Genomic DNA, 24,149 nt, shown 5'->3' with positions numbered 1-24,149 from the left:
CAGCAGCGGGGCGTGGATCATGCCTGCGGCTCCTGCAGCGAACCGTCGCGCAACGCACGCTGCTCGCGGCGGCGGGCAAGCCACTCGGAGAAACGCTCCATGTACAGGTAGATCACCGGGGTGGTGTACAGGGTCACCAGCTGCGACAGCAGCAGGCCGCCGACGATGGCGATGCCCAGCGGGCGGCGCAGCTCCGAGCCGATCCCGGTGCCCAGGGCCAGCGGCAGCGCGCCCAGCATGGCCGCGGCGGTGGTCATCATGATCGGGCGGAAGCGCAGCAGGCAGGCACGGCGGATCGCTTCGTGCGCGTTGGCACCGGCGCGGCGGGCCTCGATCGCGAAGTCCACCATCATGATGCCGTTCTTCTTGACGATGCCGATCAGCAGCACGATGCCGACGATGCCATCCACCGACAGGCTCAGGCCGCACAGCATCAGCGCCAGCAGCGCGCCGACACCGGCCGGCGGCAGCGTGGAGATGATCGTGATCGGGTGGATGTAGCTCTCGTACAGCACGCCCAGCACGATGTAGATCACCACCAGCGAGGCCAGCAGCAGCCACACCACGTCCGTCTGGCTGCCAGTGAACTCGGCGGCCTTGCCGATGAACTCGGCATGCAGGTGGGTGGGCATGTCCAGGCTGTCCTTGGTCTCCTGGATTGCACGCACCGCTTCGGACAGCGAATAGCCCGGCGCCACGTTGAACGAGACCGTCACCGCCGGCAGCTGCTGCTGGTGGCTGACCACCAGTGGCGCGCTGCTCACCTTGCCTTCGGCCAGCGCCGACAGCGGGATGATGTTGCCTGCGCCGACGGTGATGCCGGTGTTCTGCGCGCCGATGCCGGTGGCGGTCGACGAGTTCGACGAGGTGACCTGGCCGAAGCTGGTGGCATTGGTGCCGGTCAGCGCGCCGGCGCCATTGGAGGCCACCGCCAGCTGCTCCATCAACGCGGTGCTGGTGCGGAACTCCGGCGCCACTTCCAGCACCACGCGATACTGGTTGAGCTCGGTGAAGATGGTGGAGATCTGGCGCTGGCCGAACGCATCGTAGAGCGTGTCGTCGATGGTCTGCATCGGCACGCCCAGCACGCTGGCCTTGTCGCGGTCGATGTTCAGCTCCAGGGCGCGGCCCTGGTTGGACAGGTTGTTGTCGACGTCAGCCAGTTCCGGGCGCTTGCGCAGCGCTTCGGTCAGGCGCGTGGCCTGGGTGGCCACCGTTGCCGAATCGACGTCCGACAGCGAGTACTGGTACTCGGTAGCGGCCACGCGGGTATCCAGGGTCACGTCCTGCACCGGCTTCAGGTACAGCGCCACGCCCGGGATTCCGGCCACCGCCTTCTGCAGGCGCGGCAGGATCTGCTCCAGGCCATCGCGCTGGCTGCGCTCCTTCAGCACGATCGACAGCTGGCCCTGGTTGAGCGTGGGGTTCATGCTGCCGGCACCGATGAACGCCGACACGCCGGTCACATCCGGGTCGTGGCGCAGTGCTTCGGCGACCTGCTTGGTGCGCTGTTCCATCTGCGGGAAGGCGATGTTCTGGTCGGCCTGCACCACGCCGGTGATCAGGCCGGTGTCCTGTTCGGGCAGCAGGCCCTTGGGAATCAGCACATACAGCAGCACGGTCAGCACCAGTGCACCACCGGCCACGGCCAGGGTCAGGCGCTGGTGGCCCAGCACCCAGTCCAGGCTGTGCTCGTACAGGCCGACGGTGCGCGTCCACAGGTTCTGCTTGCCGGCGGCCGCTGCGCGCTCATGCGCGTCTTCGCCCTCGGGCAGGGCGTCGGGCTTGAGCAGGTAGGCACACATCATCGGGGTGAGCGTCAGCGAGATCAGCATCGACAGCACCACCGCGATGCTCAGCACCCACGCGAACTCGTGGAACAGGCGTCCGGTGACGCCGGGCATCAGCAGCAGCGGCAGGAACACCGCCACCAGCGAGACGGTCAGCGACAGCACGGTGAAGCCGATCTGGCGCGCGCCGATCTCGGCCGCTTCCTTGCCACTCTTGCCCTGCTCGATGTAGCGCACGATGTTCTCGATCATCACGATCGCATCGTCGACCACGAAGCCGGTGGCCACCACCAGTGCCATCAGCGAGAGGTTGTCCAGCGACATCCCGGCGAACGCCATCACCGCGAAGGTGCCGGCCAGCGACAACGGCACTGCTACCGACGGGATGATCGTGGCCCACAACCGGCGCAGGAACACGAAGATCACCGCCACCACCAGGCCGATGGTGAGGATCAGGGTGAACTGCACTTCATGCACCGAGGCGCGGATGGTCTCGGTACGGTCGTTGAAGATCTCCAGGTGCACGTCGGCCGGCAGCACGCCCTGCAGCTGCGGCAGGATCGCGCGGATGCGCTCGACGGTCTGCACGATGTTGGCACCAGGCTGGCGCCGGACTTCCAGCAGCACCGCCGGCTTTCCATCGGCCCAGGCGGCCAGCTGGTCGTTCTCCACGCCATCGATCACCTCGGCCACGTCCGACAGCCGCACTGGGCGGCCGTTCTTGTAGCTGATGATGGTGTCGCGGTACTCGGCGGCGCTGGCCAGCTGGTCGTTGGTGCCGATGCTGTAGGACTGCGTCTTGCCGTTCAACGAGCCCTTGGGCGCATTGACGTTGGCCTGGGTCAGTGCGCTGCGCAGCTGCTCCAGGGTCAGGCCCATGTTCGACAGCTGCGCCGGATTGACCTGGATGCGCACGGCAGGGCGCACGTTGCCGGCGATCGACACCAGTCCCACGCCCTGCACCTGCGACAGGCGCTGGGCCAGGATCGAGTCGGCGTAGTTGTTGACGTCGCGCAGCGGGCGCGTGTCGGAGGTCAGCTTCAGGGTGACGATGGCCGCGTCGGCCGGATTCACCCGGTTGTAGACCGGCTGGTAGGGAAGCGACGAGGGCAGGGTGGCCTGGCGGATCGCCGCCTGCACGTCCTGCGCGGCGATGTCGATGTCGCGGTCCATCGAGAACTGCAGGATGACCGTCGACAACCCGGCCGACGAGTCGGAGGTCATCAGCTCCAACCCGGAAATCTGCCCGAACTGGCGCTCCAGCGGGGTGGTGACCAGCGAGGCCATGGTGGTGGCGTTGGCGCCAGGGTACTGGGTGGTGACCACCAGGCTGGGCGCATCGATTTCCGGCAGCGCCGACACCGGCAGCTTGCGGTAACCGAGGATGCCCAGCAGCAACAGGCCCGCCATCAACAGCGAGGTAGCGATCGGGCGGCGGATGAAGATCGTCGAAAAGCCCACGGACTGATCCTTGCTGGCACTTCAATGTCGGCGCCGGCGGGTATGCCGGCGCGAGGGAGATCAGTGGCCTGCGCTCAGCGCGGGCCACCACCGCGGCGGCCACCGCCGCCTGCGTTCTTCTGCTCGGCCGCCTTCAGTTCGGCCTCGGTCGGTGCGGCCGGGGTCTCGCCCGGCTTCAACGCGGTGACCTTGCTGCCCGGCTTCAGGCGGAACTGGCCTTCACTGACCACCCGCTCGCCGCCCTTCAGGCCTTCGGCGATCTGCACCTGGCTGTCGCCCACTTCCACGCCGCTGCGCACGGTCTGCATCGTTACCGTGTTGTCGCCCTGCACGATGTAGACGTACTCGCCATCCGGGCCACGCAGCACCGCCTGGGTGGGGATGACCACACCACCGGCGATCGTGCGCAGCTGCATGCGCACGTTGACGAACTGGCCCGGCCACAGGCCGTTGTCGGTGTTGTCGAAAATCGCGCGCGCCTTGAACGTGCCGCTGTCGGCACTGATCAGGTTGTCGACCACGTCGAGCTTGCCGTCGCCGGACAACACATGCGAATCGGCACGGTCCAGCGCGGCCACCGGCACCGTGCCGGCGGCCTGCGCCTGGCGCACGTCGCCGAGCTGGCGCTCGGGCAGGTTGAACAGCACGTGGATCGGATGGATCTGGGTCAGCGTGACCAGCGCGGTGCCGGCGTTGACCACGTTGCCCGCGTCGACCGCGCGGATGCCGGCGATGCCGGAGATCGGTGCGGTGACCTTGGTGTACTGCAGCTGCACCTGCGCCGAACGCATGCTGGCCTCGTTGGCGGCCACGGCGCTTTCGTACTGTGCCACTTGGTTTCGCTGTGTATCCAGATCGGTCTTGGCGACGTACTGGCGATACTCAGGCGCGTTCGAGCGCTGGAAGTTGGAGCGCGCAGTGGCCAACAGGGCTTCGTTCTGGCGCTTGGCTGCGGCGGCCTGGTCATAGCTGGCCTGGGCCGTGCGCGGATCGATCACCGCCAGCACGTCACCCTGCTTCACTTCCTGGCCTTCGCGGAAATTCAGGCTCATCAGCTGGCCGCCGACCTGCGGGCTGACGGTAACGGTGTTCATCGCAGTCACCGTGCCCAGCGCGCTGGCATACACCGGCACGTCCTGGCGCGTGGCCTCCACCACGGTCACCGGTACTGGACCGGCATTCGGATCCTCGCCGCCCTGGCGCGCCCCCGCAGCTGCACCACCGGCCTTGTCCTTGCCCCCGCCCATGACGCGCAGGCCGACCACGGCCAGCACCAGCACTGCCACGACCAGCAGCACGATCTTCCAAACACGTGACATTACGAGGACTCCGAGAGGGCTGGACCAGGCGGGACGCCGGGGCAATGCGCAAAGCATACCTGTGCCACATCACGTTTCCTGCATGACGGATGGGACGGGCGCTAAGACCGGATCGAGCGCCGGAGGTTCCCGTGGCGGCGGTGTTGCCCTACATTCAGCTGGAACCCTTCTGCCGTGGAGATTGCGATGCGCCGTTCGCTGCTGCTGTCCGCCCTGCTGCTGGCCCTGCCGGCCCTTGCCCACGCCCAGGACGGGCAGCGCCCGGAAGTGACCGCCGCCGCGCAGCGGCTGCAGGCCAAGGTGGTCGAATGGCGCCGCGATTTCCACCAGCATCCGGAGTTGTCCAACCGCGAGGCGCGCACCTCGGCCGAGGTCGCCAAGCGCCTGCGTGCGATGGGCCTGAAGCCGAAGACCGGCATCGCCCACCACGGCGTGGTGGCGATCATCGAGGGCGGCAAGCCGGGGCCGAAGATCGCCCTGCGCGCCGACATGGACGCGCTGCCGGTGACCGAGCAGACCGGCCTGCCGTTCGCCTCCAAGGCCACTGACCAGTACCGCGGGCAGACCGTGGGCGTGATGCATGCCTGTGGCCATGACGCCCACACCGCGACCCTGCTCGGCGTGGCCGAAGCACTGGTGTCGATGAAGAAGGACCTGCCGGGCCAGGTGATGCTGATCTTCCAGCCGGCCGAGGAGGGCGCACCGCCGCCGGAAGAGGGTGGTGCGGCACTCATGCTGAAGGAAGGCCTGTTCGCCGATTTCAAGCCGGAAGCGGTGTTCGGCCTGCATGTGTTCTCCAGCGTGCAGGTGGGTCAGATCGCGGTGCGCGGTGGCCCGTTGATGGCGGCCTCGGACCGGTTCGGGATCAAGGTGATCGGCCGCCAGACGCATGGCTCGGCGCCGTGGAACGGGGTTGATCCGATCGTCGCCACCGCCGACCTGGTGGGCACCGCGCAGACCATCGTCAGCCGCCGCGCCAACCTGTCCAAGCAGCCGGCAGTGCTGACCTTCGGCGCGATCAACGGCGGCATCCGCTACAACATCATTCCCGATGAAGTGGAGATGGTCGGCACCATCCGCACCTTCGACGAAGGCATGCGCCAGCAGATCTTCGCCGACCTGCGCAACGTGGCCGAGCACACCGCCGCCGCGCATGGTGCCAAGGCGGTGACCGAGATCTACGAAGCCGACGGCAACCCGGCCACGGTGAACAACCCGGCACTGACCGCGAAGATGCTGCCGAGCCTGCAGGCGGTGGTGGGCAAGGACAACGTATACGAGCCACCGCTGCAGATGGGTGCGGAAGATTTCTCGCTGTACGCCAAGGAGGTGCCGGGCATGTTCTTCTTCGTCGGCTCCACCAGCGCGGGCATCGATCCGGCAACGGCGCCGGCGAACCATTCGCCGAAGTTCCTGCTGGATGAGAAGGCGCTGGATGTCGGGTTCCGCGCGCTGCTGCAGGTGAGCCTGGATTACCTGCACGGTGCCGGCACCCCGGCGGGGTGAGGGTTTCCGCAGGGCTTGCAGCCCTGCACCCGCCGAGACCAAAGCCACGTCAACGGCAAAAGCTGGTTTCCTGAGGGATGGCGGGGTGGGTCCGGTGGCAGGGGACGCTGCAAGTACGTCCATGTAAGCTCGGTCGCCGCATCCATGCGGCTCACGCCCCTGCCACCGGACCCGCCCCGCCTTCGACGGTTTCCCGCGAGCTGTCGGAACGACATCCTGCTTTGGTGGGTGTCGACCTTGGTCGACACGGCAGGCGTCGTGAACGTCTGAAGAATCGGCTTTTGATCTTGATTTTCTGATCTTTCCCGTGGTGATGGCCGCGCGCAAGGAACTGTCAGGGGCCGGGTGGGCAGGCGGGGCGGGGGTGTCCGCGGCATGGGCCCGAGGCATGCCTCGGGCGGGTTGGGCAGGACGCCCAACCCAGGCCTTGCCGTGTGCGCAAGACAGCGCACACGAGCAAGCCGCGGCCAAGCCCCCATGGACGGGTTTACGGCGTCCCCCGGCCAACCCACCCTCCCGGCCAGCTCCTGTATCCGGCAACACAACCACCACGGAGGGGCTCCGCCGTTGGCCAGCCCGGCCGAAGGCCCGCCGTCCGCGCGATACAATGGCGCCCATGAACACCCCACAGGATTCCAGCCTCGGTCGCGAGGTCAGTTACCCGTCGCAGTACGATCCCGGCCTGCTGTTTCCCATCCCCCGCAGCGGCGCCCGCGCCGAGATCGGCCTCGATGATGCCGCGCTGCCGTTCGTTGGCCACGACCGCTGGCATGCCTTCGAGCTGAGCTGGCTCGACGCGCGTGGCAAGCCGCAGGTCGCCGTCGCCACCGTGCAGGTGCCGTGCACCTCGCCGCGGTTGATCGAATCGAAGTCGTTCAAGCTGTACCTGAACTCCCTCAACAGCACCCGTATCGACAGCGCCGAGGCACTGCGCGCGCGCATCGTGGCGGATCTGTCGGCCTGCGCCGGTGCGCCGGTCGAGGTCGAGTTCGGCCTGCCGGGCCTGCGTGAGACGCCGCTCGGCGAATCCATCGATGGGCTGGACCTGGAGATCGACTGCTACGGCCCGCCGCAGGCAGACTTCCTCGCCGCTGATGCCGGCGAGGTGGTGGAGGAAACCCTGGTCTCGGCGCTGCTGAAGTCCAACTGCCCGGTTACCGGCCAGCCGGACTGGGCCACGGTCAGCCTGCGCTACCGCGGGCCGAAGATCGACCGCGCCGGCCTGCTGCGTTACCTGGTCAGCTACCGCGAGCACGCCGAGTTCCACGAGCAGTGTGTTGAACGGATCTTCAGCGAGGTGTCTGCGCGCTGCCAGCCGCAGTGGCTGGAAGTGGAGGCCCGCTACACCCGTCGTGGCGGCCTGGACATCAACCCCTGGCGTGCCAGCCCGGGCATCGCCGCCCCGGCCGCGACCTACCGCGAACTGCGGCAGTAACCGCCACAGGCGGTTGCCCGTTGCGCCGGGCCATGCCCGGCGAGCACCGGCCATCGGCCGGCACTACCATGATTCGCAGGCGGTTACGGGTGGAGCCGGCCGCTGGCCGGCAATCGGCCAAGGCCGGATCCCCCTGGCACAGCCGGCCAGCGGCCGGCACTACCGGGCGTCCATTCCCCCGATTGTTCAGCCGCCCCGGGGGGCGGCTTCACATCTGCACCATCCCCATTTAACAACCTCCATGGCACCGTGCGAATCACGTAGTCATGCAGACGGGAGTTGTGGATGAGTACCGAGAAGAAAGCCGATTTCTCCGGCGTCAGTGGCAGTGTCGACAGTACCGCCGAGCAGGTGCCGAAGGCGGACTTCTCCGGCGTCAGCGCTTCGGTGGACAGCACCGCAGACGTTGTCAGCGGCGGCACCTATACCGTGCAGAAGGGTGACTCGCTGTCGAAGATCGCCAAGCAGCATCTGGGCGACGCCAATGCCTGGAAAAAGATCTTCGAAGCCAACCGCGATGTGCTTGATGACCCGGACAAGATCTTCCCGGGCCAGACCCTGAAACTGCCGCCGAAGTAAGCCGGCCATCGAACGCCGTCCGACAATCCTTGGGAGGAACCCCGAATGATCAAGACCACCCCGCTACAGACCGCCCTGATCGCCGCCCTGCTGGGCAGCGTTGCCCTGGTCGGTTGCAAGAAGAAGGAAGAGTCGACCGACAGCAACGCCCCTCCGGCAGCGACCGCCCCGGCCGAACCCGCAGCTCCCGCGCCGATGACCGGCGCACCGCCGCCGATGGCCGAAGCCGCTGCGGTCAACGTCTCGTCGGTCACCGTCGGCAAGACCGCCGCCGCCGACAAGTCGGTTGCGACGACGGCTTTGTTCGCACCGAAGGATGACATCATCGTCTCGGTCAAGACCGACGGCGCTGCCAACAACGTCACCGTTGGCGCCAAGCTGACCTACCAGGACGGCCAGGTAGCCGGCGAACAGAACGCCACCCTGAACACCAGTGGTGCGGAAACCACCAACGTCACGTTCAAGAATGCAAAGGGCTGGCCGGCCGGCAAGTACCGCGCCGAGGTCACCGTCGATGGCAAGGCGGCCGGAACGCCGCAGGAGTTCGAGGTCAAGTAAGTCCTGCCGACTCTCTCCCGGCAGGGCTCACGATGGACGCAGCCGCGAGGCTGCGTCCTTTTTTGTTGGGCGATGGCTGGCTTCATCCACGCATGGCGTGGATCTGCTGATGCTGTGGGGGGCTTCATCCTGGCGCGGATGGATCACAGCGTTGCCGCCGTGCAGTACCGCCGCGTATGGCACAGCTTTGCCCCGCGCGGCTGAAAACGCGACAATGCAGGGGTTTCCCCGCCGCGCGCCCACCCTGACGGCGACGGGGGAAAGCGTGGGGCCCGGCCCCGCGCGCGACACGGTTGCACGTGGCCCGGCGCTGGCGCCGGCCTTCCCCTGAGCACTGCTACAGAGTCCAAGTCCCCCATGTCCAAGATCCTCTACACGCTGACCGACGAAGCACCGTTCCTGGCCACCCAGTCGCTGCTGCCGATCGTCGGCGCCTACACCGCCACCGCAGGCATCGTGGTGGAAACCCGTGACATCTCGCTGTCCGGCCGCATCCTGTCGCTGTTCCCCGAACTGCTCAGCGACGCGCAGAAGGTCAGCGACGACCTGGCCGAGCTGGGCCAGCTGGCGACCACCCCGGACGCCAACATCATCAAGCTGCCGAACATCTCCGCCTCGGTGCCGCAGCTGAAGGCGGCCATCAAGGAACTGCAGGACCAGGGCTATCCGCTGCCGGATTACCCGGAAACCCCGGCCGACGACCAGCAGCGCGACTACAAGGCGCGCTACGACAAGGTCAAGGGCAGTGCGGTGAACCCGGTGCTGCGCGAAGGCAACTCCGACCGCCGTGCACCGCTGTCGGTGAAGAACTACGCGCGCAAGCATCCGCACCGCATGGGCGCCTGGGCGTCGGATTCGAAGTCGCACGTCGCGCACATGGCCGCCGGTGACTTCTACGGCAGCGAGAAGTCGGCCACCCTGGCCAACGCCGGTTCGCTGAAGATCACCTTCCACGGCAAGGACGGCAGCGCCGTGGTGCTGAAGGAAAAGACCGCAGTGAAGGCGGGCGAGATCGTCGATGCCGCCGTCATGAGCCGCAAGGCACTGGCCGCGTTCATCGGCGAGCAGATTGCCGATGCCAAGGCCCAGGGCGTGCTGTTCTCGCTGCACCTGAAGGCGACCATGATGAAGGTCTCCGACCCGATCATGTTCGGCGTGGCGGTGAACGAGTTCTACAAGGACGTACTGACCAAGCACGCCGACGTGCTGAAGCAGGCCGGTTTCGATGCCAACAACGGCATTGGTGACCTGGCTGCGCGCCTGCCGTCGCTGCCTGAAGCCACCCGCGCCGCGATCGAGGCCGACCTGGCCGCCGAGTACGCGCAGCGCCCGGGCGTGGCCATGGTCAATTCGGACAAGGGCATCACCAACCTGCACGTGCCGAGCGACGTGATCGTCGACGCCTCGATGCCGGCGATGATCCGCGACTCGGGCAAGATGTGGAATGCCGAAGGCAAGCTGCAGGACACCAAGGCGGTCATTCCGGACCGCTGCTACGCCGGCGTGTACCAGGCCGTCATCGACGACTGCAAGGCGCACGGTGCCTTCGACCCGGCCACCATGGGCTCGGTGCCGAACGTCGGCCTGATGGCGCAGAAGGCCGAGGAGTACGGCTCGCACGACAAGACCTTCCAGATCGCCGCCGACGGCGTCGTCAAGGTCACCGATGATGCCGGCGCCGTGGTGTTCGAGCACGCCGTGGAAGCTGGTGACATCTGGCGCATGTGCCAGACCAAGGACGCGCCGATCCAGGACTGGGTCAAGCTGGCCGTCGAGCGCGCCCGCCTGAGCAGCACCCCGGCCGTGTTCTGGCTGGACGCCGCCCGCGCCCACGACGCGCAGGTCATCGCCAAGGTCGAGCAGTACCTGAAGGACCACGACACCACCGGCCTGGACATCCGCATCCTGCCGCCGGTGGAAGCCACCGCGTTCTCGCTGGACCGCATCCGCAAGGGCGAGGACACCATCTCGGTGACCGGCAACGTGCTGCGTGACTACCTGACCGACCTGTTCCCGATCATGGAACTGGGCACCAGCGCCAAGATGCTGTCGATCGTGCCGCTGATGGCCGGTGGCGGCCTGTTCGAGACCGGTGCCGGTGGTTCGGCCCCGAAGCACGTGCAGCAGTTCGTTGAAGAGGACTACCTGCGTTGGGATTCGCTGGGTGAGTTCCTGGCCTTGGCCGCGTCGCTGGAACACCTGGGCAACCGCTACGACAACGCCGCTGCCCGTGTGCTGGCCAAGGCGCTGGACGAAGCCAACGGCCAGTTCCTGGACAACGACAAGTCGCCATCGCGCAAGCTGGGTGGCATCGACAACCGTGGCAGCCACTTCTACATCGCGCTGTACTGGGCCCAGGCCCTGGCCGCGCAGGACGAGGACGCCGCCCTGAAGGCGCGCTTCGCCCCGCTGGCCAAGACGCTGACCGACAACGAGCAGAAGATCGTCGAAGAGCTGATCGCAGTGCAGGGCAAGGCCGTGGACATCGGTGGCTACTACCGCCCGGACGTGGCCAAGGCCAGCAAGGCGATGCGCCCGAGCGCGACCTTCAACGCCGCGCTGGAACAGCTGCGCGGCTGATCCACTGCCGTTCGGCCGTGACACCGGAACCCGCGCTTCGGCGCGGGTTTCTTTTTATGGCGCTGGGGTCAGATCCCTTTTGCAAGCAAAAGGGATCTGACCCCATTCGACCCGTGTCCAGAACCGTGACATCCGTCGGTCGTCGGAATGCCGTCAACGGGGCATGAAACTTGCCCGCGATGGCGGTCGCAGAATGGATCGGCGCGGTTTCGCAGTCGCCTTGAATCTGAGCAATCGATCACGACGGCCGCCGCTGGCGATGCCCTAGCCTTGGCGACGCGAGGCCACCGGGGAGGTGGCCGCACGGGGAACACGGATGGCACGCGTGCTGGTAGTGGGAACCGATATCCAGGGCGAGCAGGCCCTGCTGCAACGGCTGCGCTTGGCCTCGGCGCTGCCGGATGGCCAGGTCCGCCGCAGCCAGGATCTGGACGATTGTGATCTGCTGGTCATCCGCGATACCCCGGCGCTGCGCAACGCCGCCCAGCGCATGCGACAGCAACGTCCGCGCCTGCAGTGCTGGATTGAGGACATCGGCGGCCAGCTGCGTGATGGCGACGGGCATCAGGACGTGCTTGATGACGGTGCCATCGGTCGCGCGTTGCGTCGCATGCAGTTGGCACCGGAGCCCCTGGTCATGCAGACACCTGCGCCGATCCGCCTGGCAGATGGCGCGCACGCCATCACCCGCCTGCTGCGCGAGCGGCTGCCGCTGCGACAGGGCCAGGCACTGCTGGGTGATGCGGGCGAGCCTCTGCTGCTGATGGATCTGGAGCACGATCAGGCCGTGCTGTTGCAGGAGCCGGCTGCGGCGCTGGTGGAGCGGCTGGCCGATGCCTTTGAGCGCCTGCAGCTGGACGCGCTGACACCGGCGCGCCTGCAGGCCCTGGCCGGCGAGCGGCCACGCCAGCCGCTGCGGCCACTGCTGTGGCAATGGGCGCAACGCAGCCGCCATTGGCAGGCGCTGGACGAGCGCCTGCGCGGCGCCTCGGTGAAGCTGCTGCGCTGGCCGGACTTCCGCGTACTGGGCCATGACCACGATGGCTTCCGCCTGTGCTCGCTGCTGCTCAAGCGTGCGTGCACGGTTGAGGAATGCACGATGCTGCTCGAACTGCCGGCGGCGGCCGTTCGCGATTTCATCCATGCCGCCTATCTGTGTGGCTACGCGCAGCTGCAGGCCGCCCCGGCGACGCTGATGATGGCGGCAGGTGGCACCCGCACCGACAACGGACTGCTCGCCCGCCTGTGGCGGCACCTGCGCGGGAGCGAGCGCAATGCGTGAGCACAAGGTGGTCGTGCTGGGCGGCATGGGCAGCGGCAAGTCGACGCTGGTACGCAGCATCGCGGCTGGCGCGGTGGTCGACACGGATGTGGCCAACAGTGATCGCCTCGGCGCCGACAAGGCCTCCACCACCGTGGCGCTGGACTATGCAGACATCGACCTGCCCAACGGTGAACGCCTGCGTCTCTACGGCACACCCGGCCAGCAGCGTTTCGATTTCCTGTGGCCGATCCTGCTGCAGGGCGCGCGTGGCGCGGTGCTGCTGCTGGATGCGCGCCGCGCCGGCCTGGCCAGCGAGCTGGAAGGCTATCTGCAGGTGCTGCAGCCGTTCGCATCATCCTTGGCACTGGTCGTGGCGGTCACCCACCTGGACCAGGCACCGCAGGCCGCACTGGATGACTGGGCCATCCGTGCCTGCCTTGACGACCAGCCGCTGCCGCTGCTGGCCGTGGATGCCCGTGACCGAGGACAGGGACTGCTGCTGATGGATGTACTGATGAGCGAAATGGAAGCGCACGCACTGGTGGCTGCACATGGCTGACGGGCAGGTGGCGGTACTGCCCGACGCCGGTCAGCGTGAGCGCCTGCAGCCCCTGCTGCAGGACCTGCAGCAGCGGGTCGAAGGCGTGCGCACGGTCGTGCTGGCCAGCGTCGATGGCTTTGCCCTGGTCAGCGCCGGCGCCGAAGGGCGCGGCGAACGGCTGGCGGCGATGACCAGCGCGATGCTGGCGCTGGCTGCGGCGGTCGGGCGCGAACTGGTGCTGGGCGATCTGCAGACACTGATGCTGGAAGCGGCGGGCGGAAAGGTGCTGATGCTGGCGATCCAGGCCGAAGGGCGCGCACCGTTGCTGCTGATGGCGGCCTGCGACCAGCGCAGCGTGATCGGCCAGGTGCTTTGGCAGAGCAGGGAATGTGGCCAGGCGATCCTGGCCGAACTCGGCGGATCGTGAGCCCGGCCGCAGGGGAACAAGGGGCTCGGACCAACATCGACAAGGGGTGCGACGTGGCTGGATTGAATGATTCGTTGAACGCACTGATGGGCATCGACGGCGCGCAGGCAGTGGCGCTGGTCGATTACGAAAGCGGCATGCTGCTGGGCGAAGCCGGTGCTGGCATGGACATGGAAGTGGCCGCCGCCGGCAATACCGAAGTGATCCGCGCGAAGATGAAGACCGCCGCATCGCTGAACCTCAACGACAGCATCGAGGACATCCTGATCTCGCTGGGCAAGGCGTACCACATCATGCGCCCGGTGGCGAAGAAGAAGGGCCTGTTCTTCTACATCGTGCTGGACCGTACCAAGTCCAACCTGGCATTGGCCCGGCGCAAGGTGCAGGACGTGGAGGCCGAACTGGCGATCTGAGCGGCCGCCTCCGTAGCGCCGGACCATGCTCGGCTGCTTCCAGCCGAAGCAGCCGAGCACGTTCGGCGCTGCCTTCAGGCTGCTGGAAGCAGCAGTGCAGAGACGAACGAGAGAGCCTTGCTGTCGCGTGCGGCGAAGTACCTGGGCGCATGATCTGGCAGCCACACTTCGTTGAAGTGGCGGCGGAAGTCCTCGTAGAACTCGTTGGGATACAGCTTGGCCTGCACCGTGCGGCCGTCCGGGTAGGCGTGGTCATACGTGGGCAGCGCATCGGTGTCGACGCCGCGATGATCCCTCAGCCATTTGCAGAACAGGCGGCCTTCGGAGATGTCCGGCACCAGCGCCTGCGGGAGCGTATAGCCCGCCTGCTCCAGCGGTGCGATCAGGTTCAACGTCAGCTCGTTGAGCATCGAGAAATGGGTGTACGGCACCTTGGCACGGTTCTGCATGTAGCGGTCGATGTGCACGGGCAGCAACGCATTGGCGCGACCCTGCTGCCATTCCACCACCCACTGCGAGACCTTCACTGCGAACCTGCGCGACAGCCACTGGCCGAGGTGGATGGCGAGGTACGGGTGGATCCAGGTGCCCTGCATGGCCGGGTTCCCACCGGATACCACGTGGATCAGCTCATTCTCGGACAGCTTCGTCTGCGCCATGAGCTCCTGCAGGAACTCCTCCGTCGATTTCAGTGCCCGGTAGTCGGACCAACGCTTGCCGACGGACTGGCACAGGGCGGTCGCGCTGATGTGGCCGTCGCGGGCGCGCTGCGGGATGACGTTGCCTTCCTCCACGCGCGGAATAAAGGTCATTTGCTGCATGCGTCACCTCGTGCCGTTGTTGGGCCTGAAAGGGTAGGCAGCAGGGAGGCATCAGGTCTGTAGGAATCGTTGCGTTTGTCGCGGCATGCAGTGGCCCTACACAAGCCACCCCACGCCAGCGTATGGTGAGGCAGGTCCTCCCGGGTGAGCCCTGCATGTCCGAGCCTGACACCGTTGCCGACTTGGCGTCGCGCATCGCCGGCGCCATTCACGCCGGCTTCGAGCAGTATCACGCCCGCTTTGCGGCGATCACCGCCCGTGCGCGGCAGCGTTTCGAGCAGCGCGACTGGGTGGGCGCGCGCCGGGATGCAGTCGAGCGCATCGCGTTGTACGACCTGTGCATCGCCGAACAGATGGATGCGCTGCGGCGTCTCGCCGGCGAAGCGATCGGGGAACGCGCGCTGTGGCTGCAGGTGCATGCGCGCTATAGCGCACTGCTGCGGGGGCTGATCGACGCCGAACTGTACAAGACCTTCTACAACACGCTGTCGCGGCGCTTGTTCTCCACCCGTGGCGTGGACCCGGCGCTGGAGTTCATCGCCTTCGATGTCGAGCCGTCCGATGCGATCACCCACCCGGTCGCACGGCATACCTATGCGGTCTCGCCGACGCGGCCGGTGGAGGCTCTCCAGCGCGTGCTGGCCGATTACCGCTTCGACATTCCCTATGCGCACCAGCTGCGCTGCGCGGCGGCCATCGCTGTGCGCCTGCAGGATGATCTGGCCCACTGGGGTGATACGCCGGTGCGCAGCATCGAGCTGCTCGACACCGTGTTCTACCGGGAGCGCCGCGCCTACCTGGTGGGTCGCGTGTTCGGCGAACACCGCTTCTCACCGTGCGTGATCGCCCTGGTCAACGATGGGCAGGGCCTGCGTGCAGATGCGGTGCTGACCCGGCGTCGCGATGTCGCCCATCTGTTCGGCGTGTCGCGCAGCTATTTCCAGGCCGACCTTGCCACGGTGGGCGATGCGGTGGTGTTCCTGCGCAGCCTGTTGCCGGGCAAGCCCATCGATGAGATCTACACCGTGCTGGGTCGCGCCAAGCAGGGCAAGACCGAGCGCTACCGGACCTTCTTCCGCCACTTCAACGAACATCCGCAGGAGCGGCTGGTGCCCGCCGAAGGCACGCCGGGCATGGTCATGGCGGTGTTCACCCTGCCCAGCTATCCGCTGGTGTTCAAGCTGATCCGCGACCGCTTCGCCTGGCCCAAGGCGATGTCGCGGCAGCAGGTGGAAGAGAAATACGCGCTGGTGTTCAATCTCGACCGCGTCGGCCGCCTGCTCGATGCGCAGCCGTATCGCCACCTGCGTTTCCCGCGCGACCGCTTCGCCCCGGCCTTGCTGGAAGAGTTGCTGCAGCAGTGCGCGCAGAGCGTGCGCGTCGATGGCGACCAGGTGGAAGTCGCACTGTGCTACGTGCAGCGTCGCTTCCGTCCATTGAACCTGTACCTGCGCGAGCAGGGCGGCGACGCGGTGCGTGCGGCGGTACTCGACTACGCGCAGGCGATCACCGACATGGCGCGCAACAACATCTTCCCCGGCGACATGCTGCCGAAGAACTTCGGCGTATCGCGGCATGGCCGGGCAGTCTTCTACGACTATGACGAGCTGTGCCTGGTCAGCGACTGCGTGTTCCGCGCCTGGCCGCAGCCGCGCACGCCGGAGGAAGCCATGGCCGACGAACCCTGGTTCCATGTCGGGCCACGCGACGTGTTTCCCGAGCGCTTCGGCCCGTTCATGGGCCTGCCGGCGGGCGAGCTGGCGGCGGTGCGCGAACATTACCGGCACCTGTTTGATCCCGCGTGGTGGCAGGGCCTGCAGGCGCGCTTCGCCAGCGGTGATTATCCGGATACCCCGCCCTATGCGGCGGTCCATCGCCTGGCCTGAACGGCGTGGCGTGGACTGCCTGCCGGTCCCGCTCGGACTGCGGTACGCTCGGGGTTCACCTCATCACCATGGATCCGGCAATGATGCGTTCCCCCCTGTTCCTTGCGCTGGCCCTGGCGTTCGCCGCCGGTGCTCCCCTGCTGCCGGCCGATGCCATGGCCCAGAACGCGCGCGCCGTGCGCGCCACTGCCGAGATGAGCATGGTGCTGTCGGGCAGTATCGACGTGGCGGCCGATGGTTCGGTCAGCACGCTGGTCCTGGACCAGCGTGCCATGCTCGCACCCGGCATCGTGTCGTTCGTGGAAGGCGCCATCCGCGGCTGGCAGTTCGAACCGACGTTGCGCGATGGCACGCCGGTGGCCGTCCACGCGCCGCTGCGCGTACGCCTGCGTGGCAAGCAGCAGGAAGACGGCAACTACCAGATCAGCATGACCAGCGTCGACTTCAGTGAATATGATCCGAAGGCTACCGATTCGATCACCCAGAAGCGCATGCCGCCGCCGCGCTACCCCGAAGAGGCCTTCCGCAATGGCGGGCAGGGTGACGTACTGCTGCTGGTCAAGGTCGCACGCGACGGCACCGTGGCCGATGTCATTGCCGAGCAGGTGAACATGACCGTGGTCGCACCGGAACGGACCATGGCCAGGATGCGCGACATCTTCGCCAAGGCCAGTATCAGTGCGGCCCGCAAGTGGACCTTCTCGCCGCCGACCACCGGCGAGGACAGCACGCGGGATTCATGGACCGTGCGCGTGCCGGTCACTTTCGCCCTGAACAACAGCGACAACGGCCAGCCGGAACGCTACGGCCGCTGGCGTGCCTTCATCCCCGGCCCGCGCCAGGCCGCACCCTGGCGCACGCCGGATGGCGCCGGACAGGCGGGAAGTGATCTGCTGCCGGCCGGCGGCGTGTACATGGTCGGTGGCACCCAGCGCGGCCTGCGCCTGCTGACGCCGCTGGCGCAGCGCTGAGCCCGGTGCGATGGAGCGGTCGGCCAGGCCGGCCGCTTTTCAGTCCGCGTACGGGTAGACCACCACGCGGTTGCGGCCCTGTTCCTTGGCCATGTACAGGGCCTTGTCGGCCAGCCGCAGCGCCTGCTCGGCATCGACATGGAAGCTGGGGAAGTGGGCCACGCCCATCGACACGGTGATGGTGCCGACCGGCTCGAACGGATGATCGGCGATGTGCTGGCGCAGCCGCTCGCCGGCCTGGCGCGCCGAGTCGGTACTGATGCCCGGCAGCAGCAGCAGGAATTCCTCGCCACCGGCACGGCAGAGGATGTCGCTGTCGCGCGAGTAGCGGCGCATCTGGTCGGCGATATGGACGATGGCGGCGTCACCGACGTCATGGCCGTGGCTGTCGTTGATCGATTTGAAGCGATCGATGTCCAGCGCCAGGATCGCGAACGGAATGCCCTGCACCTGCAGCGCATCCAGCGCCTGCTGCAGGCCGCGGCGATTGAGCAGGCCGGTCAGCGGATCGGTACGGTTGGCGCGGTTGAGTGTGCCAATGCGGTCCTGCAGGGCGTTGAAGCTGTGCAGGACCGCCTGCTTGAGCTGGGCAACCTCGAAGTACCATGCGCGGATGCCGCTGACGTGGTTGATCGCGCTGCCGGTGTCCTCGCCACCCTGCACGTTGCGCGCAAGCTGCCACAGCGGCATCGAGATGCGCCGGGCGAACCACCAGGTGATCAGCAGTGACAGCAGGCCGAGCGGGATCGCGTTCCAGATCACCGCGGTCATCAACCGTGACAACGGCTGCAATGTGGCCTCGGTCGGCCGCTGGGCGATGATGCCCCAGCCGGTGGCCGGTACCGGCGCGTAACCGGCCAGCATCGACACGCCCAGGTTGTTACGGACCTGCTGCGCGCCGCGCTCACCGCGCACCACCGCCTTCACCGCCGGGTTGCCGACCACGTAGTCGCCGACCCGCTTGCCGTCGGCGTGGTACAGCAGGCGGCCATGGCGGTCGACCACGTACAGGTAGGAGCCGTCGCGGTAGTAGTGCTTGCCCAGCAGCGTATGCAGCGCGCTGCGCTGGCGCAGGTACAGGGTGCCGCTGACGTAGCCGCGATAGTGGCCCTGGCGGTCGAAGATCGGGTGCGACAGCGAGACCAGCAGCTTGCCTGTGGTCGACTGGTACGGGTCGCTGATCATCGGCTGGCGTGCAGCCAATGCGGCATTGTTGCCGACGCTGTGCAGGACCTCGCCCTGCAGCTGCAGGGTCTGCGGCGAGGTGGCGATCACCAGGCCGTCGGCGTCCACCACCAGCGAGGAATTGAAGCTGTTGGTCTGCAGCTGCAGGCGGCTGGCCTCGTCCTGCGCCTGTGCCGGATCGAGGTCACTCTGGCCGAGCCGGGTGGCGGCGTAGGCCAGCTCCTGCTGCGCGGCCAACAGGAAGTTCTGGGTGGTCTCGGCCAGCTTGGTGGCATAGACGCGGTTGGCTTCCAGGGTATTGCCGACCAGCTGGTCGCGCTGCACGCGGTAGCTGGCCAGCAGGGTATTGGCCAGGGCGATGATGGCGCTGAGCAGGGCCAGGGCGAGGATCAGCTTGCCCAGGTTGAGGCGGGGAGACAGCGTTCGCATGCGTCGACGGATCCGGCAGGAGGCTGGACCCGACCGGTTCTCCGGAAGGGGCGACAGCGGAATCGGTGGCCACGCCCGCAGGGCCGGGCAGGGTATCGGGCGGATTATCGCCAAAAGTCGGCGGCGGCAAAGTGAAGTGGGTCGCCCTGCCGGCAAAAAAAAACCTGCCGCAGCGAGCGGCAGGTTCCTTTCGATGCAATGCCGTGGATCAGCGCTTCATCGAGCCGAAGAACTCGTCGTTGGACTTGGTGTTCTTCATCTTGTCCAGCAGGAACTCCATCGCGGCCATTTCATCCATCGGATGCAGCAGCTTGCGCAGGATCCAGATCTTCTGCAGCAGTTCCGGCTCGATCAGCAGGTCCTCGCGGCGGGTGCCGGAACGGTTGATGTCGATGGCCGGGAACACGCGCTTTTCAGCGATACGGCGGCTCAGGTGCACTTCGCTGTTGCCGGTGCCCTTGAACTCTTCGTAGATCACCTCGTCCATCTTCGAGCCGGTGTCGACCAGCGCGGTGGCGATGATGGTCAGGCTGCCGCCTTCCTCCACGTTGCGCGCGGCACCGAAGAAGCGCTTCGGGCGGTGCAGGGCATTGGCGTCCACGCCACCGGTCAGCACCTTGCCCGAGCTCGGCACCACGTTGTTGTAGGCGCGGGCCAGGCGGGTGATCGAGTCGAGCAGGATCACCACGTCCTTCTTGTGCTCGACCAGGCGCTTGGCGCGCTCGATGACCATTTCGGCCACCTGCACGTGGCGCGCGGCCGGCTCGTCGAAGGTCGAGCTGATGACCTCGCCGCGCACGGTGCGCTGCATTTCGGTCACTTCTTCCGGGCGTTCGTCGATCAGCAGCACGATCAGGTGCACGTCCGGATGGTTGGTGGTGATGGCAGTGGCGACCTGCTGCATCATCATCGTCTTGCCGGCCTTCGGCTGGGACACGATGAGCGAGCGCTGGCCCTTGCCCTGCGGCGCCATCAGGTCGAGGATGCGGCCGGTAATGTCTTCCGACGAACCGTTGCCACGCTCCAGGGTGAAGCGGCGGCGCGGGAACAGCGCGGTCAGGTTCTCGAACAGCACCTTGTTCTTCGACGCTTCGATCGGCTCACCGTTGATGGTGTCGACGATGTTCAGCGCGAAGTAGCGCTCGCCGTCCTTCGGGAAGCGGATGCGGCCGGAGATGTGGTCGCCGGTGCGCAGGTTGAAGCGGCGGATCTGGCTGGGCGAGATGTAGGTGTCGTCCGGGCCGGCCAGGTAGCTGGCTTCGGCCGCGCGCAGGAAGCCGAAGCCGTCCGGCAGGATTTCCAGCACGCCATCGGCGGCAACGCCGTCGCCGTGGCGGGTAAGCACCTTCAGCAGGGCGAAGATCACGTCCTGCTTGCGGGCACGGGCCACGCCTTCGGAGATCTGCAGCTGCTCGGCGATCTCCAGCAGCTTCTGTGCCGGCATGCGCTTGAGGTCGCTCAGCGAGTAGACCGGGAAGCCCTCGGGCACGTTGGCGTGCGGGCGCGGCACGAAGGGCTGCTGCTCGCCGCCGTCCTGCGGCATGCCGTCATCGCGGCCACCGCGGTTGCGGTCGCGGTCGCGACGGTTGCGGAAACGGTCGCGGCGATTGCCCTGGCCCTGCTGGCCGTTCTGGTTGTAGGGGTTGTTGTTCTGACCCTGGCCCTGGTGCTGCCCACCGCCCTGGTGGTTCTGCTGGCGCTGTCCGGATTCGCGGCCTTCGCCACCCTCACCGCCGCCGGAGGCGGGGGCTTCAGTGGCAGGCGCGCTCGGCGCGGGGGCGGCTGCAGCCGGTGCCGGCGCTTCGGGCGCGGCTGCCAGCGGCAGGGTCGGTTGCGCCGGAGCGGCGCTGGTTTCGGCGGCTGCCGGGGCGGCGGCCTTGCTCACGCGGGGCTTGCGCACGCGCTTTTCGGCGGGCGCATCGGCGCTGCCGGTTTCGGAAGTGTTATCGGACAAGAGCGTTATTCCTCGCTTGAAGGTGCGAGCGCCCGGCTGGGGCGGCGAACGTTGGGAATGGGTCTGGAAGAAACTGCGTCCAGAGGGTGCGGCACGCGAGCGCGGCCGGATATGCCGACACTATCATCGGCCTGCGGCGGCATGCAAGGGTCGCCGGGAACAGCATTCATGATGGACGCGGGGCGCCCGCCGGCAGCCGCGGGCGGCGGCTGCCGGGAACAGCAGGATCAGGCCAGGGCCTTGTCCAGCAGGCCGGCCAGCTGGGCCTTGCCCACCGCACCGATCTGCTCGCCGACCTTCTCGCCGTCCTTGAACACGACCAGGTACGGAATCGAACGCACGTGGTACTTGGCGGCCAGTGCGCGGTTGTGGTCGACGTTGACCTTGGCGATCTTGGCGCGGCCCTGGTAGGCATCGGCCAGTTCGTCCAGCGCCGGGGCGATCATCTTGCAGGGGCCACACCACTCGGCCCAGAAATCGACCAGCACCGGTTCCTTGGAATTCAGCACTGCGCTATCGAAGTCGGCGTCGCCGACATGTACAACCTTGTCGCTCATCTTGGTTTCTCGTCTTGGATTGCACCCGGCCATGCCGGAGGTGGGTGAACTGGGCCATGCCCGGTGGCGCGACCCTCGTCGTTGCCTCGCGGCGCACTGCCGCGGTGCGTTCGGCGGGATGCCTGGACGCTCACGGCCGGCAGTGTACCCCTATCGCAGGGCAGGGACAGGCGCCGGTTGGAACCCAGCGTATCGTGATCGCTTCGATGGCCGGTATGTGTCGGATTTCACTGTCTTCCTGTACATGGGGCTGGCAGTGGGCGACACCAGCGAACCCGGGCAGGCCGTTCAAGTCCGGTGTGGCTGGGTGAAGGTGGCGTCTCTGGATGCCATGAGACGCTGCATTCCGGTTTGCCTGCCCGAGTGCGGTAAACTGGGGCATTGTGCGGCGCGCGGACCGGTGGTCCCAGCCTGCCAACCCGCCGCAGGGGCCGCAGTTTGCGACGGTGCCCCTAGACGATGAAGTGCCAGCCGCCCCACGGGCCGGCGGCCATACCAAGACGGACTCATGAGCGACAAACCGCTGACCGATTTGACCTTCTCCTCCTTCGAGCTGCATCCGGCCCTGCAGGCCGGCCTTGAAGGAGCCGGATTCACCCGCTGCACCCCGATCCAGGCGCTGACCCTGCCGGTCGCGCTGCCCGGCGGTGATGTTGCCGGCCAGGCCCAGACCGGCACCGGCAAGACCCTGGCCTTCCTGGTCGCTGTCGTGAACCGCCTGCTGACCCGCCCGGCGCTGGCCGACCGCAAGCCGGAGGATCCGCGTGCGCTGATCCTTGCCCCGACCCGCGAACTGGCCATCCAGATCCACAAGGATGCGGTGAAGTTCGGTTCCGACCTGGGCCTGCGTTTCGCGCTGGTCTACGGCGGCGTGGATTACGACAAGCAGCGTGAGCTGCTGCAGCAGGGCGTGGACGTGATCATCGCCACCCCGGGCCGCCTGATCGACTACGTCAAGCAGCACAAGGTGGTCTCGCTGCATGCCTGCGAGATCTGCGTGCTGGACGAAGCCGATCGCATGTTCGATCTGGGCTTCATCAAGGACATCCGCTTCCTGCTGCGCCGCATGCCGGAACGCACCATCCGCCAGACCCTGCTGTTCAGTGCCACCCTCAGCCATCGCGTGCTGGAGCTGGCCTACGAGCACATGAACGAGCCGCAGAAGCTGGTGGTCGAAGCCGAGACCATCACCGCTGCGCGCGTGCGCCAGCGCATCTATTTCCCGGCCGACGACGAGAAGATCCCGCTGCTGCTGGGCCTGCTGTCGCGCAGTGAAGGCGCGCGCACCATGGTGTTCGTCAATACCAAGGTGTTCGTCGAGCGCGTCGCCCGCTCGCTGGAAAAGGCCGGCTACCGCGTCGGCGTGCTGTCCGGCGACGTGCCGCAGAAGAAGCGTGAGAGCCTGCTCAACCGCTTCCAGAAGGGCCAGCTGGAAATCCTGGTGGCCACCGACGTGGCCGCGCGTGGCCTGCACATCGACGGCATCAAGTACGTCTACAACTACGACCTGCCGTTCGACGCCGAAGACTACGTGCACCGCATCGGTCGTACCGCGCGCCTGGGCGAAGAGGGTGATGCGATCAGCTTCGCCTGCGAACGCTACGCGATGGGCCTGCCGGACATCGAGGCCTACATCGAGCAGAAGATCCCGTCCGAGCCGGTCACCAAGGAACTGTTGACGCCGCTGCCGCGCCCGGAACGCCCGGCCCCGGCTGCTGGCGAGGAAGGTGAGGAGAACGAGAGCGTCGGCCAGATCTTCCGTGAAGCGCGCGAAGCCCGCGCCGCTGAAGAAGAGCGCCGTGGTGGTGGTCGCAGTGGGGGCCGCTCCGGCGGTGGCCGTGGCGAGCGTCGCGACGGTGAGCGCAGCGGCGAGCGCCGTTCGCGTGGCCCGCGCAAGCCGCGCGTGGAAGGCGAGCAGGTTGCAGCTGCCCCGGCCGAAGGTGCTGAAGCCGCTGTCGCCCAGGCTCCGCGTCCGCCGCGCCCGCCGCGCGCCGAGGGCGCGCCGGAAGGTGCCGTGGATGGCGAGCGCAAGCCGCGCAAGCGCCGTCGTCGTCGCCACGGACGTCCGGTCGAGGGTAGCGAGGGTGTGCAGGCCAACGCCGGCAACGGCGCCAGCCCGGTGACCCCGGTGCAGGTGATGGCCAAGCCGGTGCGCACGGCGGCCGACAGCGGCGATTCGTTCCTGACCCGCATCGGCCGCAAGATCCGCCGGATGCTGTCGGGCAGCTGATCGGCGCTGCCGATCAGCGGGTAGCACCCGACCGCTGGTCGGGTCGCTTTGAACGGTAGTGCCGGCCGCTGGCCGGCAACCCACATGGCTGCCGGCCAGCGCCCGGCACTACCGATCGGCGCGACCGTCTCCACGAGGTCGCGCCGCTCCTGCATAATCGGGGCATGAGTGTCCTGCGCTTCGACAATGTCAGCAAACAGTACGCCGGTGGCCACGAGGCGCTGATCGATGTCAGCTTCGAGG

General features: G+C 67.3%; 18 protein-coding genes and 1 pseudogene. 13 read left to right on the top strand and 6 right to left on the bottom strand.

Annotated elements, in window-relative coordinates:
* Positions 1-17 precede the first annotated feature (17 nt).
* Both AC5QAB_RS14770 and AC5QAB_RS14765 read right to left on the bottom strand, forming a co-directional pair.
* A complete protein-coding gene (locus AC5QAB_RS14770; protein ID WP_495233478.1) occupies positions 18-3,251 on the bottom strand; it encodes an efflux RND transporter permease subunit in 3,234 nt (1,077 codons plus the stop codon).
* Positions 3,252-3,325: 74 nt separating this feature from the next.
* Positions 3,326-4,570 carry an efflux RND transporter periplasmic adaptor subunit gene (locus AC5QAB_RS14765; protein ID WP_495233477.1) on the bottom strand — a complete coding sequence of 415 codons (1,245 nt, stop codon included), beginning with the start codon at positions 4,568-4,570 and terminating at the stop codon, positions 3,326-3,328.
* A gap of 186 nt (positions 4,571-4,756) precedes the next feature.
* Between AC5QAB_RS14765 and AC5QAB_RS14760 the strand changes: the two genes are divergently transcribed.
* The 9 genes from AC5QAB_RS14760 to AC5QAB_RS14720 all read left to right on the top strand — a co-directional run bounded on the left by AC5QAB_RS14760 (position 4,757) and on the right by AC5QAB_RS14720 (position 13,873).
* Positions 4,757-6,076, top strand: coding sequence for a M20 family metallopeptidase (locus AC5QAB_RS14760; protein WP_032957881.1), 1,320 nt, complete (start codon positions 4,757-4,759; stop codon positions 6,074-6,076).
* Between the two features lie 616 nt (positions 6,077-6,692).
* On the top strand, positions 6,693-7,511 hold the full coding sequence (gene queF / locus AC5QAB_RS14755; RefSeq protein WP_049439336.1) for an NADPH-dependent 7-cyano-7-deazaguanine reductase QueF: 819 nt from the start codon (positions 6,693-6,695) through the stop codon (positions 7,509-7,511).
* Between the two features lie 285 nt (positions 7,512-7,796).
* Entirely contained in the window at positions 7,797-8,090 is a 294-nt protein-coding gene (locus AC5QAB_RS14750; protein ID WP_005419771.1) for a LysM peptidoglycan-binding domain-containing protein, read from the top strand.
* A 45-nt stretch (positions 8,091-8,135) separates the two neighbouring features.
* Entirely contained in the window at positions 8,136-8,648 is a 513-nt protein-coding gene (locus tag AC5QAB_RS14745; RefSeq protein ID WP_241884501.1) for a hypothetical protein, read from the top strand.
* 357 nt (positions 8,649-9,005) lie between these two features.
* The gene (locus tag AC5QAB_RS14740) at positions 9,006-11,228 is read left to right on the top strand and encodes an NADP-dependent isocitrate dehydrogenase (protein ID WP_046432822.1); all 2,223 of its coding nucleotides are present in this window, start codon (positions 9,006-9,008) and stop codon (positions 11,226-11,228) included.
* Between the two features lie 316 nt (positions 11,229-11,544).
* Positions 11,545-12,510: a hypothetical protein gene (locus AC5QAB_RS14735; protein WP_014648642.1), complete on the top strand. Its 966-nt coding sequence runs from the start codon at positions 11,545-11,547 to the stop codon at positions 12,508-12,510.
* Positions 12,503-13,051 (top strand): GTP-binding protein, encoded by a 549-nt coding sequence (locus AC5QAB_RS14730; protein ID WP_014648641.1) that lies wholly within the window; start codon positions 12,503-12,505, stop codon positions 13,049-13,051. The genes AC5QAB_RS14735 and AC5QAB_RS14730 overlap by 8 nt, the downstream gene beginning before the upstream one ends.
* On the top strand, positions 13,044-13,460 hold the full coding sequence (locus tag AC5QAB_RS14725; RefSeq protein WP_032961694.1) for a roadblock/LC7 domain-containing protein: 417 nt from the start codon (positions 13,044-13,046) through the stop codon (positions 13,458-13,460). The genes AC5QAB_RS14730 and AC5QAB_RS14725 overlap by 8 nt, the downstream gene beginning before the upstream one ends.
* Before the next feature lie 53 nt (positions 13,461-13,513).
* Positions 13,514-13,873 carry a hypothetical protein gene (locus AC5QAB_RS14720; protein ID WP_014648639.1) on the top strand — a complete coding sequence of 120 codons (360 nt, stop codon included), beginning with the start codon at positions 13,514-13,516 and terminating at the stop codon, positions 13,871-13,873.
* Between the two features lie 74 nt (positions 13,874-13,947).
* Here the strand turns inward: AC5QAB_RS14720 and AC5QAB_RS14715 are convergent, their stop codons facing one another.
* Positions 13,948-14,694: a KilA-N domain-containing protein gene (locus AC5QAB_RS14715; RefSeq protein WP_495233476.1), complete on the bottom strand. Its 747-nt coding sequence runs from the start codon at positions 14,692-14,694 to the stop codon at positions 13,948-13,950.
* 155 nt (positions 14,695-14,849) lie between these two features.
* Between AC5QAB_RS14715 and aceK the strand changes: the two genes are divergently transcribed.
* Together aceK and AC5QAB_RS14705 are read left to right on the top strand one after the other, a co-directional pair.
* Positions 14,850-16,580 carry a bifunctional isocitrate dehydrogenase kinase/phosphatase gene (gene aceK / locus AC5QAB_RS14710; protein WP_495233475.1) on the top strand — a complete coding sequence of 577 codons (1,731 nt, stop codon included), beginning with the start codon at positions 14,850-14,852 and terminating at the stop codon, positions 16,578-16,580.
* An 80-nt stretch (positions 16,581-16,660) separates the two neighbouring features.
* The gene (locus AC5QAB_RS14705) at positions 16,661-17,551 is read left to right on the top strand and encodes an energy transducer TonB (RefSeq protein WP_495233474.1); all 891 of its coding nucleotides are present in this window, start codon (positions 16,661-16,663) and stop codon (positions 17,549-17,551) included.
* Between the two features lie 39 nt (positions 17,552-17,590).
* Here AC5QAB_RS14705 and AC5QAB_RS14700 read toward each other — a convergent pair whose 3' ends face one another.
* The 3 genes from AC5QAB_RS14700 to trxA all read right to left on the bottom strand — a co-directional run bounded on the left by AC5QAB_RS14700 (position 17,591) and on the right by trxA (position 21,676).
* Positions 17,591-19,165: a sensor domain-containing diguanylate cyclase gene (locus tag AC5QAB_RS14700; protein ID WP_495233473.1), complete on the bottom strand. Its 1,575-nt coding sequence runs from the start codon at positions 19,163-19,165 to the stop codon at positions 17,591-17,593.
* A 208-nt stretch (positions 19,166-19,373) separates the two neighbouring features.
* On the bottom strand, positions 19,374-21,119 hold the full coding sequence (rho, locus tag AC5QAB_RS14695) for a transcription termination factor Rho (protein ID WP_046429862.1): 1,746 nt from the start codon (positions 21,117-21,119) through the stop codon (positions 19,374-19,376).
* A 227-nt stretch (positions 21,120-21,346) separates the two neighbouring features.
* Positions 21,347-21,676 (bottom strand): thioredoxin, encoded by a 330-nt coding sequence (trxA, locus tag AC5QAB_RS14690; protein ID WP_005411275.1) that lies wholly within the window; start codon positions 21,674-21,676, stop codon positions 21,347-21,349.
* Between the two features lie 508 nt (positions 21,677-22,184).
* On the opposite strand from trxA, the gene rhlB reads away from it, so the two are divergent.
* Together rhlB and AC5QAB_RS14680 are read left to right on the top strand one after the other, a co-directional pair.
* Positions 22,185-23,906 (top strand): ATP-dependent RNA helicase RhlB, encoded by a 1,722-nt coding sequence (rhlB, locus tag AC5QAB_RS14685; protein WP_049404055.1) that lies wholly within the window; start codon positions 22,185-22,187, stop codon positions 23,904-23,906.
* A gap of 164 nt (positions 23,907-24,070) precedes the next feature.
* Positions 24,071-24,149 (top strand): annotated as a pseudogene (locus AC5QAB_RS14680) (cell division ATP-binding protein FtsE); the annotation flags it as partial.

The organism is Stenotrophomonas sp. YJH_SMC_127, from assembly GCF_059372445.1.
This window is presented reverse-complemented; position numbering and strand designations above follow the sequence as displayed.